This window comes from Polaromonas hydrogenivorans (assembly GCF_040105105.1).
Lineage (GTDB): Bacteria > Pseudomonadota > Gammaproteobacteria > Burkholderiales > Burkholderiaceae_C > Polaromonas > Polaromonas hydrogenivorans.
Genome location: NZ_CP157675.1, coordinates 2,141,591 through 2,156,487 on the forward strand (window position 1 = coordinate 2,141,591; position 14,897 = coordinate 2,156,487).

Sequence of the window (14,897 nt, forward strand, 5' to 3'; positions counted from 1 at the left end):
GGCGGCCTCGCGTTCAGTCGGTGGACAACAGGGCGGCTTCGGGCAGCGCGGCTTCGCACCTGGGCACCAGCGCGCGCACCGCCTGCACCACGCGCTCGGCCGTGATGCCGAAGTGCGCGTACAAATCCTTGGCCGGGGCGGATTCGCCAAAGCTGGCGATGCCCACGACCCGGCCGGTGCGGCCGACGTACTTGCGCCAGAAATCCGGGTGCGCCGCCTCGATGGCGACTGCGGGCAGGCTCAGCGGCAGCACCGTTTCCTGATAAGCCTCGGCCTGCCGGTCAAAGACGGACGTGGACGGCATGGAGACCACGCGGGTGGCGATGCCCTCCTCCGCCAGCGCGGCCTGCGCCTGCATGGCCAGTTCCAGTTCCGAGCCGGTGGCGATGATCACCGCCTGCGCGCCGGCCATGTCACGCAGCACATAGCCGCCACGGCGGATCAGGCCGGTCATGCCGGCGTCGGCCAGACGCGGCAGGTTCTGGCGCGACAGGCACAGCGCGCTGGGGCCGTCCTTGCGCTCGATGGCCGAGGCCCAGGCGACGGCGGTTTCCAGCCCGTCGGCCGGGCGCCACACGTCCAGGCCCGGGATCAGGCGCAGGCTGGGAATGTGCTCGACGCTCTGGTGCGTCGGGCCGTCCTCGCCCAGGCCGATGGAGTCGTGGGTGAAGACGTGGACCACCTGCAGCTTCATCAGCGCGGCCATGCGGATGGCGTTGCGGCTGTAGTCGCTGAAGGTCAAAAACGTGCCGCCGTAGGGGATGAAGCCGCCGTGCAGCGCCATGCCGTTCATGATCGCGGCCATGCCGAACTCGCGCACGCCGTAGCTCAGGTGGTTGCCCCACTGGTCGCGTCCAGCCTTGATGCAGCCCTTGAAGTTGGTCAGGTTCGAGCCGGTCAGGTCGGCGCTGCCGCCAAAGAACTCGGGCAGCAGCGGCGCCAGCAAGTCCAGCGCGTTCTGGCTGGACTTGCGCGTGGCGAAGGCCTCGGGCCGGGCGGCGATGGTGGCCAGCAGTCCGGGCAGTTGCTCGGCGAATCCGGGCAGCAGGTCGCCGGCCATGCGGCGCTCGAATTCGGCCGCTTCCTGCGGAAATTGCGTGCGATAGGCCTCAAAGCGGTAACGCCAGGCGCGCTCGGCGCTCTGGCCGCGCGCCACGGCGTTCCAGGCGCTGGCCACCGCGTCGGGAATCTCGAACGGCGCGGCCGTCCAGCCCAGCGCCTCGCGGGTCGCGGCGACTTCGGCCGGGCCGAGCGCGGCGCCATGCACCTCGTGCGTGCCGGCCTTGTGCGGCGAGCCCATGCCGATCACCGTCTTGCAGCAGATCAGCGTCGGCTTGCCATCGGGCAGGCGGGCCTGCGCCTTGGCGGCGTGAATCGCTGCGTCCACGGCGGCGGCGTCATGGCCGTCCACCGCCGCGATCACGTTCCAGCCGTAGGCTTCGAAGCGTTTGGGCGTGTCGTCGGTGAACCAGCCTTCGACATGGCCGTCAATCGAGATGCCGTTGTCGTCGTACAGCGCCACCAGCTTGGACAGCCGCAGCGTGCCGGCCAGCGAACAGGCTTCATGGCTGATGCCTTCCATCAGGCAGCCGTCGCCCATAAAGGCATAGGTGAAGTGATCGACGATGGTGTGTTTCACCTCGCCCTCCTCCCGGTTGAATTGCTGGGCCAGCAGTTTTTCGGCCAGCGCCATGCCGACCGCGTTGCTCAGGCCCTGGCCGAGCGGGCCGGTGGTGGTTTCCACGCCCGGCGTCAGGCCGACTTCGGGGTGGCCGGGGGTCTTGCTGTTCATCTGGCGAAAGTTTTTGAGTTCGCTCATCGGCAGGTCGTAGCCGGTCAGGTGCAAGAGCGCATAGATCAGCATCGAGCCGTGGCCGTTGCTCAGCACGAAGCGGTCGCGGTCCGGCCAGTGCGGGTTGACCGGGTTATGTTGCAAATGCCGGTTCCACAGCACTTCGGCGATGTCGGCCATGCCCATGGGGGCGCCGGGGTGGCCGGACCTGGCTTTTTCGACCGCATCGACGGCGAGCATGCGGATGGCGTTGGCCATCCGGCGGGCGAGTTCGGGGCTGGGGGTGTTGTTCATGGTGCGTGTCTCCTTAGGTTCAGTTCGTGCCCAGCGCCCGCTTGCGGCGCTCCATCATTCGCCAGACAAAGGGCGTGAAGATCAGCTGCATGGCGAGTTCCATCTTGCCGCCGGGCACGACGATGGTGTTGGCCCGGCTCATGAAGCTGGCGTCGATCATGTTCAGCAGATACTGGAAGTCGATGCCCTTGGGCTTGGCAAAGCGGATCACCACCATGCTTTCGTCGGCCGAGGGAATGTCGCGCGCGATGAAGGGGTTGGAGGTATCGACCATCGGCACGCGCTGGAAGTTGACATGCGTGTGCATGAACTGTGGGCAGATGTAGTTCACGTAGTCGGGCATGCGGCGCAAGATGGTGTCGGTCACCGCCTCGGTGCTGTAGCCGCGCTTGGACTTGTCGCGCCAGAGTTTCTGGATCCACTCCAGGTTGATGACCGGCACCACGCCGACCAGCAAATCAGGGTGCCGGGCGATGTTGATCTCGGGCGTGACCACGGCGCCGTGCAGACCTTCATAGAACAGCAGGTCGGTGCCTTCGGGCACGTTTTCCCACGGCGTGAAGGTGCCCGGCTCCTGGCCGTAGGGCGCGGCCTCCTCGGGGTCGTGCAGGTACTTGCGGCGCTTGCCGGTGCCGCTTTCGGCGTAGTCAGCAAACAGCGTTTCCAGCTCCTCGAACAGGTTGTTCTCGGGGCCGAAGTGGCTGAAGTTCTTGTCGCCCGCCTGCTCGGCTTCAAGGGCCTTGCGCTTCATGACCAGGCGGTCGTGGCGGTGAAAGCTGTCGCCCTCGATGATGGCGGCGTTCACGCCTTCGCGCCGGAAGATGTTTTCAAAGGTGCGGGTCACCGACGTGGTGCCCGCGCCGGACGAGCCGGTGATCGCGATGATGGGGTTGCGCTCGGACATGGCTGTCTCCCTAAGTTAAAAATATGGGTCAAAAAAGCCGTTTGCGCATGGCTGGCATGCGCAATCAGCTATCGAATAAATAGCAAATCAGCTGCGGAACAGGCTGCGCTCGGCAAACAGCGGGTTGTGCATTTCGGCCCTGGCCGGTTCGGCGTGGTAGCGCTCGATACGCTCGACCTCGTTTTTCGAGCCGAAAATCAGGCCGATGCGCTGGTGCAGCGACGTGGGCTGGACGCCCAGCATCGGCTCGCGGCCGGTGCTGGCGCGCCCACCGGCCTGCTCCATGATGAAGCCGATGGGGTTGGCCTCGTAGAGCAGGCGCAGCCGCCCCGGCTTGGCCGCGTCCTTGCTGTCGCGCGGGTACAAAAACACGCCGCCGCGCATCAGGATGCGGTGCGCCTCGGCCACCATGCTGGCGATCCAGCGCATGTTGAAGTCCTTGTCGCGTGGCCCGGTCTTGCCAGCCAGGCATTCGTCCACATAGCGCTTGACGGGCGGCTCCCAGAAGCGGCTGTTCGAAGCGTTGATGGCAAATTCCTGCGTGTTCTCGGGCACCTGCAGCTTGTCGTGCGTGAGCATGAACTCGCCCAGCATCGGGTCGAGCGTGAAGCCGGCGACGCCGTTGCCCACGCTCAGCACCAGCATGGTGGTCGGGCCGTAGAGCGCGTAGCCAGCGGCGACCTGTTCGGCGCCGGGCTGGAAGAAGTCGGCTTCGACCACGTCGCGGCCACTCTCCACCGCCTCCTGCGGCGCGCGCAGGATAGAAAAGATGCTGCCCACCGACACGTTCACGTCGATGTTGCTCGAACCGTCGAGCGGGTCGAACACCAGAAGGTATTTGCCGCGCGGATGCTCGGGCGGAATCTGGTAGGCGTCGTCCATTTCTTCCGACGCCATGCCGGCCAGGTGGCCGCCCCATTCGTTCATGCGGGTGAAATACTGGTTGCTGATGACATCGAGCTTTTTCTGGGTTTCGCCCTGCACATTGATGGAGCCGCCCGCGTCCGCATCGTGGTTGCCCAGCATGCCGCCGAGTTCGCCGAAAGCCACGGCGCGGGCAATGGCCTTGCAGGCCAGGGCCACGTCGAGGATCAGGGCGTTGAAGTCGCCCCGGGCATCCGGAAAGCGGCGCCGCTCCTGGATCAGGTACTGCGTGAGCGTGAAGCGTTTGTTCAATGGCATGGTGTGTCTCCTCGATTGTTGAAATTATGAAAATCTGATCTGATCAGTTGGCCCGGGCGGCGCGGCGCAGTTCATGCATCACGCGGTGGTAGCCGCCATCGGCATCCGGGCTGCCGAACACGGCGCTGCCGGCCACGAAAGTGTCGGCGCCGGCTGCGGCAATCTGGCCGATGTTGCCGGTCTTCACGCCGCCATCGACTTCCAGCCAGATCGGCTGCCCCCCGGCTGCGGTGTGGGCGTCGATGCGGCGGCGCGCTTCGCGCAGCTTAGCCAGCGTGGACGGAATGAATTGCTGCCCGCCAAAGCCGGGGTTCACGCTCATCAGCAACACGATGTCGAGCCGGTCCATCACATGGTCCATCCAGGCCAGCGGCGTGGCCGGGTTCAGGGCCAGGCCGGCCTTGCAACCGTGGTCGCGGATCAGCTGCAGCGTGCGGTCCACATGGCGGCTGGCCTCGGGGTGGAAAGTGATCAGGTTGGCGCCGGCCTTGGCAAACAGCGGAATCAAGGCATCGACCGGCTCGACCATCAGGTGCACGTCGATGCCGATCTTGACGTGCGGGCGAATGGCTTCGCAGACCAGCGGGCCGATGGTCAGGTTGGGCACGTAGTGGTTGTCCATCACGTCGAAATGCACCAGGGCGGCCCCGGCGGCTTCGATGGCGCGCACTTCCTCGCCCAGGCGGGCGAAGTCGGCGGACAAAATGGACGGGGCAATGCGCGGGAAGTCGGCGGCAGGGATCAAGGCATTCATGGCGGGCTTTCAGGCGGACGGAAACAGGGAAGAAGCAAGGCGCCAGGCCGGCGCCTCGGCATGCCAGGCGTGCAGGTGCGCCAGCGTCACGCTTTGCAGCGTGGGCAGGATGCGCAGCGCGCCGGTGAAGTCGTGGTGGGCGGTGAAGCCGTTGGGCGTGACCAGCGTGGCCAGCCCGGCCGCCAGGGCCGCCCTCAGCCCGTTGGACGAGTCCTCGAAAGCCAGGCAGCTGGCGGCTGGCAGATGCAGCCGCGCCAAAGTTTGCAGATAGACCTGCGGATGCGGTTTCTTGATCGGCGCGGTCGATGCGTCCTCGACCACCATGAAATACTGCTTCCAGTCCGGGCCGATGGCCTTGCGTAGCAGCGCGGCGATGTTGACCGGCGAGGTCGTGGTGGCAATCGCCAGGCGCAGCTTTGCCTGACTGGCCGACTCGATCAGCCGCAGCACACCAGGGCGCAGCTGCACCGCGCCGTCCTGCACCGCGCGTTCATAGGCGGCGGTCTTGAATTCATGCAGGCGGGCGATGGTGTCGCGCACGCCGGCGCCGCCGATGTCCTGCAGGTCCGGCTGCACTTGGCGCCAGTGGTGCAGCAGGCGCTCCTTGCCGCCCGAGATGTCGAGCAGCCGGGTGTACAGCGCCTCGTCCCAGAACCAGTCCAGCCCCATGGCGGAAAAAGCCTGGTTGAACGCTGCGCGGTGCGCGCTTTCGGTGTCGGCCAGGGTGCCATCGACATCAAAAATCAGGGCTTGCAGTTCACTGGCAGGCATGGGCTTCTTTCAACGGATTGGTGGGAATGGGACTGTTGTCCAGCCCCGGTGAATAAACTTTAATGGCGCAAACCCATAAATTCCAATCACCTTTTATTCATCTATCATCAGAAAAAACTGATTATTGAAAGGCATGGCCCATGCGCCCCTACACCCTCAAGCAGATGCAGACTTTCGTCGAGGTCGCCCGCCAGCGCTCGGTGTCCAAGGCGGCCGAGCGCTTGTTCGTCACCCAGCCGGCGGTGTCGATGCAGATACGCCAGCTCGAAGACGCGTTTGGCCTGCCGCTGATCGAACCGCTGGGCCGCAACATCCAGCTGACGCATGCGGGCGAGGCGTTTCTGGGCCATGCGATTGCCGCGCTGGGCCAGTTCAAGGATCTGGAAGCGCTGATGGCCGAGCATGTGGGCATGAAAAAGGGCCGCATCGACCTGGCCGTGGTCAGCACGGCCAAGTATTTCGTGCCCATGCTGCTGGTGCGTTTCAGGAAGCTGTATCCGGGCATCGACATCCAGCTGCGCATCGACAACCGCGAAAACATCCTGGGCATGATGGCGCGCTATGAGGCCGACCTGGTGGTGATGGGCCGCGCGCCCGGCAACCTGGACTGCGAGGCCACGCCGTTTGCGACCAATCCGCTGAGCATCGTCGCCGCGCCCGACCATGCCCTGGTGCGCCGCAAGACCCTGCCGTTTTCCGCACTGGGCGAACACGGTTTCGTGGTGCGCGAACAGGGCTCGGGCACGCGCGCGGCCATGGAGCGGCTGTTTGCCGATCAAAAAACGCCGCTGAACGTGGTGATGGAAATGCCCAGCAACGAAACCATCAAGCAGGCGGTGATGGCGGGCATGGGGCTGAGCTTTTTGTCGCGGCGCACCATGCGCCACGAGCTGGCCCACGGCTACATCGCGCTGGTGGACATCGAAGGCACGCCGCTGGTCGGCAACTGGTACATCACGCACCTGAGCCAGAAAAAACTCTCGCCCGCCGCGCTGGCCTTCAAGGAATTCCTGGTCGAACAGGGCGGCGCGCTGATGGACTCGTGGAGCTGAGGCGGCAGCAGCGACTTCCTAAAATCATCAGAAAAAACTGATCAGACAAGAAATAAATTTGAATTTTAATGATGAATGGTCCTCCCTATAGTCTGGTTCATCGCACCACACCACAGGAGAATTTGCATGGACCAATCGAACCGCTACGCCGACCTGAGCCTGAAGGAAGAAGACCTGATTGCCGGAGGCCGGCACATTCTGGTCGCCTACAAGATGAAGCCCAAGGCGGGCCACGGCTACCTGGAAGCCGCCGCCCACTTTGCCGCCGAGTCGTCCACCGGCACGAACGTCGAAGTCTCCACCACCGACGAGTTCACCAAGGGCGTGGATGCGCTGGTGTACCTGATCGACGAGGCCACCGAGGAAATGCGCATCGCCTTTCCGATGGACCTGTTCGACCGCAACATCACCGATGGCCGCATGATGATCGTGTCCTTCCTGACGCTGGTGATCGGCAACAACCAGGGCATGGGCGACATCCAGCATGCCAAGATCTACGACTTCTTCATGCCACCGCGCGCCATCCAGCTGTTCGACGGTCCGAGCAAGGACATCTCCGATATGTGGCGCATCCTGGGCCGCCCGGTGAAGGATGGCGGCTACATCGCCGGCACCATCATCAAGCCCAAGCTGGGCCTGCGCCCCGAGCCGTTCGCGCAGGCGGCCTACCAGTTCTGGCTGGGCGGCGACTTCATCAAGAACGACGAGCCGCAGGGCAACCAGACCTTTGCGCCGATGAACAAGGTGATGCCGCTGGTCTATGACGCGATGAAGCGCGCCATGGACGAGACCGGCGAGGCCAAGCTGTTCTCGGCCAACATCACCGCCGACGACCACTATGAAATGCTGGCCCGGGGCGATTACATCCTGCGCACTTTCGGACCCGACGCCGACAAGGTGGCCTTCCTGGTCGATGGCTATGTGGGCGGCCCGGGCATGATCACCACGGCGCGCCGGGCTTTTCCGAACCAGTACCTGCACTACCACCGCGCCGGCCATGGCGCCGTGACCAGCCCCAGCGCCAAGCGCGGCTACGACGCCTATGTGCTGGCCAAGATGAGCCGCCTGCAGGGCGCATCGGGCATCCATGTGGGCACCATGGGCTACGGCAAGATGGAGGGCAGCAACGACGACCGCGCCATCGCCTACATCATCGAGCGCGACAGCTACACCGGCCCGGCCTACCACCAGGAGTGGTACGGCATGAAGCCGACCACGCCGATCATCTCCGGCGGCATGAATGCGCTGCGCCTGCCCGGCTTCTTTGAAAACCTGGGCCACGGCAACGTCATCAACACCTCCGGCGGCGGCGCCTACGGCCACATCGACAGCCCGGCCGCCGGCGCCACGTCGCTGCGCCAGGCGTATGAATGCTGGAAAGCCAAGGCCGACCCGATTGAATGGGCCAAGGAACATCCGGAATTTGCCCGCGCCTTCGCCTCCTTCCCCGGCGACGCCGACATGCTGTTTCCCGGCTGGCGCGACAAGCTGGGAAGCCACCGCTGAAAGACGCCAAAAAGCATGCCGCGACGACCCCACCAGGCCAGCCCCACATGATGACTTCAATCCACTCCCATGACGCGCCCTTCTACCAGCCCCAGGGCAACGAGATGGCGCTGTTCGAGGCGGCCTATGCCGCGCGCCTGCCGGTGATGGTCAAGGGGCCGACGGGCTGCGGCAAGTCGCGCTTCATCGAGGCCATGGCGCACCGGCTGGAGCGCCCGCTCATCACCGTGGCCTGCAACGAGGACATGACGGCCTCCGACCTGGTGGGCCGCTACCTGTTAGATGCCGGCGGAACCCGCTGGCAGGATGGTCCGCTGACGCTGGCCGCCCGCCAGGGGGCGATTTGCTACCTCGATGAAATCGTCGAGGCGCGGCAGGACACGACGGTGGTGATCCACCCGCTGACCGACCACCGCCGCCAGCTGCCGCTGGACAAGAAGGGCGAACTGCTGCATGCGCACCCGGATTTCCAGCTGGTGATTTCCTACAACCCCGGCTACCAGAGTTTGCTCAAGGACTTGAAGCCCTCGACCAAGCAGCGTTTCGTGGCGTTCGAGTTCGATTACCCGCCCGCGCCGCTCGAAGCGCAGATCGTCAGCCAGGAAACCGGGCTGGACGCGGCCCGCGCCGGGCAACTGGTGCAGATCGCCCACGCCGCGCGCCAACTCAAGGGCCACGGGCTGACCGAAGGCATTTCCACCCGGCTGCTGGTCTATGCCGCCACGCTGATGGTGGGCGGCGTCAACCCGGTCGAGGCCTGCCGCATGGCGCTGGTGCGCCCGATCACCGACGACGCGGACATCCGCCAGACGCTGGACCACGCGGTTGACGCGGTGTTTGGCTGAAGGTGGGCAGCGTGGCCGGTTTACCTGATCTGTCCGGGATGCCTTCGCAGTTCGAAGCCTGGCGCGCCCGGCTCGATTGCCCGTTCCCGGCGGTGCAGGCGGTGCTCGCCGACTGCCTGCAGGAAGCCGCCCGCCTGCTGAGCCCGGCGGGGCTGGATGCCTGGCTGGACTGCGCCCGTGCGCTGGGCAAGATGGGCCGGGGGCCGGAACCCGTGCTGGCGCTGCTGCAGGCATGGCCGCAGGTCGTGCAGACGCTGGGCGCTGGCGACCGCGCCGCCGAAAGCCTGCTGGCCGACGTGGCCGCCCTGCTGCAGGCGATGCAGAAGTCGCCCAACAGCGGCGCCATGGCGCCCTTGCTGCAAACCCTGCCGGCCGTGGCGCGCCGCCTGCACGCAAGCGACCCGCTGCGCCACTACCTGCGCACCGTCGCCGGCATGATGGCGCGCACCACGGTGTCGCTGCACGGCCACCACGCCACCTTTGCCAGCCCCGGCCTGCCGGTGCTGCTGGCGCAGGCGCCCCGCCTGCTGGGTGTGCTCACCGTCAGTGGCCTGGCGCGCTGGGCCGATTACGGCGTGCGCCATTACCTGAACCACCCCGAACACCAGCGCGACTATTTCGCCCTGCAGTTGCCCGACAGCCGCGCCGTGCTGCAGCGCGAGCGCCACGGCACGCTGCTGGTGGATGTGGAACGCCAGCTGGAGCTGCTGCTGCGCGCGCTGTGGCAAGACCCGGCACCGCTGCGCGCCTATGCCACCGGCCTGGAAAACGCCACCGCCCCGGCCCCGTGGAGCACGCACCAGACCCCGAGCGACAGCCTGTGCCTGCCCGATGTGTACGACGACCTGAACGGCGTTGCGGGGCTCGACCGTTACCGCGTCGCCGTGGCGCACCTGGCAGCGCACCGCCGCTGGAGCCAGCCGCTGCTGGCCGACAACCTGAGCCCGCTGCAGCGCCTGACCATCGAATGCCTGGAAGATGCCCGCATCGACCACCTGCTGCTGCGCCGCTATCCGGGGCTGCGATACGTGATGCTGGCCCTGCATCCGCGCCCGGTTGAAGGCGCTTGCGACCCCGAAACGATGAGTTGCCTGCGCCACCGGCTGGCCATGCTGTCACGCGCCCTGCTCGATCCGGCCCACGACTACGCCGATGCGGCGCTGAACCATTGCGTGGCCGCCTTTCATGCGCTGCTCACGCCAGGCCAGGATTCCAGCACGCAGGCCATGCAAACCCTGGCGCTGCAGCATGCGACCCGGACCCGCCGCCAGAGCGACCAGCTGGCGCGCGTTCATTTTGATAACACCGTGGTCAGCTACCGCGATGACAACCGCCACCTGTGGCGCTTCATCGAAGCGGGCGACGAGGAAGACAGCTTTGACCAGCCCTGCCCGCCCGCCGAGCAGGAAATGCCCGGCCTGCCGCCGCGCCACTACCCCGAGTGGGACGCGGCCAGCCAGAGCTACCGGCCCGACTGGGTCAGCCTGTACGAGTCGCTGCATCCGCGTGGCGATGCCGGGTTCATCGACGCGCTCTTGGCCCGGCATGCCACGCTGGCGCGCCAGTTGCAGCAGCTGCTCGACCGCCTCAAGCCGCAAAACCGGGTGCGCATCCGCTACCAGGAAGAAGGCAGCGAACTCGACCTGGACGTGGCGATTCGTTCGCTGATCGACTGGCGCGCCGGCAGCGCGCCCGACCCGCGCATCCTCATGAGCCACCGCACCGATGGCCGCAGCATTGCCGTGCTGGTGCTGCTGGACTTGTCGCATTCGCTCAACGACGCCGTGCCCGGCAGCGGCCAGACGCGCCTGTCGCTGAGCCAGGAAGCCGTGGCCCTGCTGGCTTGGGCCATGGACCGGCTGGGCGACCCGTTCGCGCTGGCGGGTTTTCATTCGAACACCCGGCACGATGTACGTTATCAGCACATCAAGGGCTTTGGCGAACGCTGGGATGAGGCGCCCAAGGCCCGGCTGGCAGCGCTGCAGGCGCAGTATTCGACCCGCATGGGCGCCGCGCTGCGCCATGCCGCGCACACCCTGGGCGCGCAGGCGAGCGACAAGAAGCTGCTGCTCGTGTTGACCGACGGCCGCCCGTCCGACGTGGACACGCCGGACGATCAGGCGCTGGTGGCCGACACCCGCCAGGCGGTGCAGGAGCTGGCCCAGCAAGGCATTCACAGCCACTGCATCAGCCTGGACCCGCAGGCCGACGCCTATGTGCATGACATCTTTGGCCAGCATGCCACCGTGGTGGACCGGGTCGAGCAACTGCCCGAGCGGCTGACACGCCTGTTCGTCAGCCTGACACGCTGATCCGGGGGAAGAAAACGCATAAAAACAGCCGTTTGCGCAAGTTGCATATGCATTGATTGCTATCAAAAAATGAGTTCTATAAAGACACGGCAGGAAACTCCGTGTCTTTTTTCGTTTCTGGTTGACAAACCGGGTGGCTGGCAAGCGCAGCGCAGAGACGCTGCGCCTGCATCACCGCCGTTTCTATCGTCTGAATACATGGCTTGCAAAAGTTACCAGTAACTGCAAGCCAACTATCCACCTGCCGCTGGATCAATCTGGACAGTGATTTTTCCAACGCTTATTTCTTCAATAAAAACAAGCACTTAAATCAAGTATTCAGGGTATTCCCGTGGTTTTTGTTATTTGGCGCGTGAATTGCAAAACAGAACGTGCCTGCGCATGAAGCCAGGACGTGACATCCGGTGTATTGAACATCCGGATGGTTGGCAAAGAGCAAGAAGCAACTGGAGACATCCCACAATGGAAACCTTTTACGAGGTGATGCGCCGCCAAGGCATATCCCGCCGCAGTTTTTTGAAATACTGCTCCCTGACCGCCACGTCCCTGGGTCTTGGCTCGTCCTTCGTGCCGCAGATCGCCCATGCGATGGAAACCAAGCCGCGCACCCCGGTGCTGTGGCTGCATGGCCTGGAATGCACCTGCTGCTCGGAGTCCTTCATCCGTTCCGCGCACCCGCTGGCCAAGGATGTGGTGCTGTCCATGATCTCGCTCGACTATGACGACACGCTGATGGCGGCCGCCGGCCACCAGGCCGAGGCCATCCTTGAAGAAATCATGGTCAAGTACAAGGGCAACTACATCCTGGCGGTCGAAGGCAACCCGCCCCTGAACCAGGATGGCATGAGCTGCATCATCGGCGGCAAGCCCTTCATCGAGCAGCTCAAGCATGTGGCCAAGGACGCCAAGGCCATCATTTCCTGGGGCTCGTGCGCCTCATGGGGCTGCGTGCAGGCCGCCAAGCCCAACCCGACCCAGGCCACGCCGATTCACAAGGTCATCTTCGACAAGCCGATCATCAAGGTGCCGGGCTGCCCGCCGATTGCCGAGGTGATGACCGGCGTGATCACCTACATGCTGACCTTCGACCGGATTCCCGAGCTGGACCGCCAGGGCCGGCCCAAGATGTTCTACAGCCAGCGCATCCACGACAAATGCTACCGCCGCTCCCACTTTGACGCCGGCCAGTTCGTCGAGAAGTTCGACGACGAGTCGGCGCGCAAGGGCTACTGCCTCTACAAGGTCGGCTGCAAGGGACCGACGACGTACAACGCCTGCTCGACCACGCGCTGGAACGAAGGCACGAGCTTTCCGATCCAGGCCGGCCACGGCTGCATCGGCTGCTCGGAAGACGGCTTCTGGGACAAGGGCTCGTTCTACGACCGACTGACCGGCGTGGACCAGTTCGGCATCGAGGCCAACGCCGACAAGGTCGGCGGCGCTGCGGCCGGCGTCGTCGGCGCTGCCGCCGTGGCGCATGCCGCCGTGTCGGCCATCAAGCGGGCCACGCAAAAAAGCGACAAGCCCAAGAGTGACGCGGCGCTGTCCGATCACTGACGCGCCAACCCAACGACAACCAAGGACTAGAAATGGGTGCTTACGAAACTCAAGGCTTCAAGATGGACAACTCCGGCCGCCGCGTGGTGGTGGACCCGGTGACCCGCATCGAAGGCCATATGCGCTGCGAGGTCAACCTCGACAGCAACAACGTGATCCGCAACGCGGTCTCCACCGGCACCATGTGGCGCGGGCTGGAGGTGATTCTCAAGGGCCGCGATCCGCGCGACGCCTGGGCGTTTGTCGAGCGCATCTGCGGCGTCTGCACCGGCTGCCATGCGCTGGCCTCGGTGCGCGCGGTGGAAGATGCGCTGGGCATCGTGATTCCGAAGAACGCCTACCTGATCCGCGAGATCATGGCCAAGACGCTGCAGGTGCATGACCATGCGGTGCATTTCTACCACCTGCATGCGCTGGACTGGGTGGATGTGGTGTCAGCCCTGAAAGCCGACCCGAAAAAGACCTCGGAGCTGCAGCAGACGGTATCGCCGAGCCACCCGATGTCCTCGCCCGGCTATTTTCGCGACATCCAGAACCGGCTGAAGAAGTTTGTCGAAAGCGGCCAGCTCGGCCCCTTCATGAACGGCTATTGGGGAAGCAAAGCCTATGTGCTGCCGCCCGAGGCCAACCTGATGGCGGTCACGCATTACCTCGAAGCGCTGGACCTGCAAAAGGAATGGGTCAAGATCCACACCATTTTCGGCGGCAAGAACCCGCACCCGAACTACCTGGTGGGCGGCATGCCCTGCGCCATCAACCTGGACAAGGACGGGGCTGCGGGCGCCCCGGTCAACATGGAAAGGCTGAACTTCATCGAGGCGCGCATCCGGGAGATGATCGAGTTCAACAACAACGTCTATATTCCGGACGTGCTGGCCATCGGCACCCTGTACAAGAATGCCGGCTGGCTCTACGGCGGCGGCCTGGCGGCCACCAACGTGATGGACTACGGCACCTATGAAAAGGTCATGGGCGACCGCAGCACCCAGAAGCTGCCGGGCGGCGCGATCCTTAACGGCAACTGGGACCAGATCCTGCCGGTCGATGTGCGCGACCCGGAACAGGTCCAGGAATTCGTCACCCACAGCTGGTACAAGTACGGCGACGAAACCAAGGGGCTGCACGGCTGGGACGGCGTGACCGAACCCAACTACGTTCTGGGCGCAAAGACCAAGGGCACGCGCACCAACATCCAGGAAATCGACGAAAGCGCCAAGTACTCGTGGGTCAAGTCGCCACGCTGGCGCGGCCATGCGATGGAAGTCGGGCCGTTGTCGCGCTACATCCTGGGCTACGCGCACGCCCAGCAGGGCAACAAGAATTGCCAGCGGGTCAAGGAGCAGATCGACAGCTCCGCCCAGATCATCAACCACACCTTCCCCAAGGCGCTGGGCATACCGGAAACGCAGTACACCGTCAAGCAGCTGATGCCGACGACGATAGGCCGGACCCTGGCGCGCGCGCTGGAGTCGCAGTACTGCGCCGAGATGATGATGGACGACTTCAAGGAAATGGTCGCCAACATCAAGGCCGGCGATGTCGCCACCGCCAACGTCGAGAAATGGGACCCGGCCACCTGGCCCAAGGAGGCCAAGGGCGTGGGCGTGGTGGCCGCGCCGCGCGGCGCGCTCGGGCACTGGATCAAGATCAAGGACGGGCGCATCGAGAACTACCAGTGCGTGGTGCCCAGCACCTGGAACGCGAGCCCGCGCGACCACAAGGGCCAGATCGGCGCGTTCGAGGCCAGCCTGATGAACACGCCGGTGGCTGACCCGGAGCAACCCGTGGAAATCCTGCGCACGCTGCATTCCTTCGACCCGTGCATGGCCTGCTCTACCCATGTGATGAGCCCGGACGGCCAGGAACTGACCTCCGTCAAAGTCCGGTAAGCACGGCTTCACCCCACCCCATCATTTCGAGGAGTTCCT

General features: G+C 64.9%; 12 protein-coding genes. 6 read left to right on the forward strand and 6 right to left on the reverse strand.

The window, feature by feature from the left end:
• Positions 1 to 13 precede the first annotated feature (13 nt).
• The 5 genes from tkt to ABLV49_RS10265 form a co-directional block, all read right to left on the reverse strand.
• On the reverse strand, positions 14 to 2,086 hold the full coding sequence (gene tkt, locus ABLV49_RS10245) for a transketolase (protein WP_349281489.1): 2,073 nt from the start codon (positions 2,084 to 2,086) through the stop codon (positions 14 to 16).
• A 19-nt stretch (positions 2,087 to 2,105) separates the two neighbouring features.
• Entirely contained in the window at positions 2,106 to 2,990 is an 885-nt protein-coding gene (locus tag ABLV49_RS10250; RefSeq protein ID WP_349281491.1) for a phosphoribulokinase, read from the reverse strand.
• An 87-nt stretch (positions 2,991 to 3,077) separates the two neighbouring features.
• Positions 3,078 to 4,172: a class 1 fructose-bisphosphatase gene (locus tag ABLV49_RS10255; protein WP_349281493.1), complete on the reverse strand. Its 1,095-nt coding sequence runs from the start codon at positions 4,170 to 4,172 to the stop codon at positions 3,078 to 3,080.
• Positions 4,173 to 4,215: 43 nt separating this feature from the next.
• The gene (rpe, locus tag ABLV49_RS10260) at positions 4,216 to 4,926 is read right to left on the reverse strand and encodes a ribulose-phosphate 3-epimerase (RefSeq protein ID WP_349281494.1); all 711 of its coding nucleotides are present in this window, start codon (positions 4,924 to 4,926) and stop codon (positions 4,216 to 4,218) included.
• Between the two features lie 9 nt (positions 4,927 to 4,935).
• Entirely contained in the window at positions 4,936 to 5,697 is a 762-nt protein-coding gene (locus ABLV49_RS10265; RefSeq protein ID WP_349281496.1) for an HAD-IA family hydrolase, read from the reverse strand.
• Positions 5,698 to 5,837: 140 nt separating this feature from the next.
• Between ABLV49_RS10265 and ABLV49_RS10270 the strand changes: the two genes are divergently transcribed.
• The 4 genes from ABLV49_RS10270 (at position 5,838) to ABLV49_RS10285 (ending at position 11,412) form a co-directional block, all read left to right on the forward strand.
• Entirely contained in the window at positions 5,838 to 6,749 is a 912-nt protein-coding gene (locus ABLV49_RS10270) for a LysR family transcriptional regulator (RefSeq protein ID WP_349281498.1), read from the forward strand.
• 126 nt (positions 6,750 to 6,875) lie between these two features.
• On the forward strand, positions 6,876 to 8,255 hold the full coding sequence (locus ABLV49_RS10275; RefSeq protein ID WP_349281500.1) for a ribulose-bisphosphate carboxylase: 1,380 nt from the start codon (positions 6,876 to 6,878) through the stop codon (positions 8,253 to 8,255).
• 47 nt (positions 8,256 to 8,302) lie between these two features.
• Positions 8,303 to 9,100 carry a CbbQ/NirQ/NorQ/GpvN family protein gene (locus ABLV49_RS10280; RefSeq protein ID WP_349281501.1) on the forward strand — a complete coding sequence of 266 codons (798 nt, stop codon included), beginning with the start codon at positions 8,303 to 8,305 and terminating at the stop codon, positions 9,098 to 9,100.
• 11 nt (positions 9,101 to 9,111) lie between these two features.
• Positions 9,112 to 11,412 (forward strand): nitric oxide reductase activation protein NorD, encoded by a 2,301-nt coding sequence (locus ABLV49_RS10285; protein WP_349281503.1) that lies wholly within the window; start codon positions 9,112 to 9,114, stop codon positions 11,410 to 11,412.
• A 76-nt stretch (positions 11,413 to 11,488) separates the two neighbouring features.
• Here the strand turns inward: ABLV49_RS10285 and ABLV49_RS10290 are convergent, their stop codons facing one another.
• Positions 11,489 to 11,689 carry a hypothetical protein gene (locus ABLV49_RS10290; protein ID WP_349281505.1) on the reverse strand — a complete coding sequence of 67 codons (201 nt, stop codon included), beginning with the start codon at positions 11,687 to 11,689 and terminating at the stop codon, positions 11,489 to 11,491.
• Between the two features lie 185 nt (positions 11,690 to 11,874).
• Between ABLV49_RS10290 and ABLV49_RS10295 the strand changes: the two genes are divergently transcribed.
• Positions 11,875 to 12,969, forward strand: coding sequence for a hydrogenase small subunit (locus ABLV49_RS10295; protein WP_011801365.1), 1,095 nt, complete (start codon positions 11,875 to 11,877; stop codon positions 12,967 to 12,969).
• Between the two features lie 32 nt (positions 12,970 to 13,001).
• Positions 13,002 to 14,858, forward strand: a complete 1,857-nt coding sequence (locus tag ABLV49_RS10300) for a nickel-dependent hydrogenase large subunit (protein WP_349281507.1) — start codon at positions 13,002 to 13,004, stop codon at positions 14,856 to 14,858.
• Positions 14,859 to 14,897: the final 39 nt, after the last annotated feature.

What these genes read in the sequence shown, in the direction of transcription:
- tkt (WP_349281489.1), bottom strand. Translation starts at nt 2,086, where the DNA reads ATGAACAACACCCCCAGCCCCGAACTCGCCCGCCGGATGGCCAACGCC.
- ABLV49_RS10250 (WP_349281491.1), bottom strand. Translation starts at nt 2,990, where the DNA reads ATGTCCGAGCGCAACCCCATCATCGCGATCACCGGCTCGTCCGGCGCG.
- ABLV49_RS10255 (WP_349281493.1), bottom strand. Translation starts at nt 4,172, where the DNA reads ATGCCATTGAACAAACGCTTCACGCTCACGCAGTACCTGATCCAGGAG.
- rpe (WP_349281494.1), bottom strand. Translation starts at nt 4,926, where the DNA reads ATGAATGCCTTGATCCCTGCCGCCGACTTCCCGCGCATTGCCCCGTCC.
- ABLV49_RS10265 (WP_349281496.1), bottom strand. Translation starts at nt 5,697, where the DNA reads ATGCCTGCCAGTGAACTGCAAGCCCTGATTTTTGATGTCGATGGCACC.
- ABLV49_RS10270 (WP_349281498.1), top strand. Translation starts at nt 5,838, where the DNA reads ATGCGCCCCTACACCCTCAAGCAGATGCAGACTTTCGTCGAGGTCGCC.
- ABLV49_RS10275 (WP_349281500.1), top strand. Translation starts at nt 6,876, where the DNA reads ATGGACCAATCGAACCGCTACGCCGACCTGAGCCTGAAGGAAGAAGAC.
- ABLV49_RS10280 (WP_349281501.1), top strand. Translation starts at nt 8,303, where the DNA reads ATGATGACTTCAATCCACTCCCATGACGCGCCCTTCTACCAGCCCCAG.
- ABLV49_RS10295 (WP_011801365.1), top strand. Translation starts at nt 11,875, where the DNA reads ATGGAAACCTTTTACGAGGTGATGCGCCGCCAAGGCATATCCCGCCGC.
- ABLV49_RS10300 (WP_349281507.1), top strand. Translation starts at nt 13,002, where the DNA reads ATGGGTGCTTACGAAACTCAAGGCTTCAAGATGGACAACTCCGGCCGC.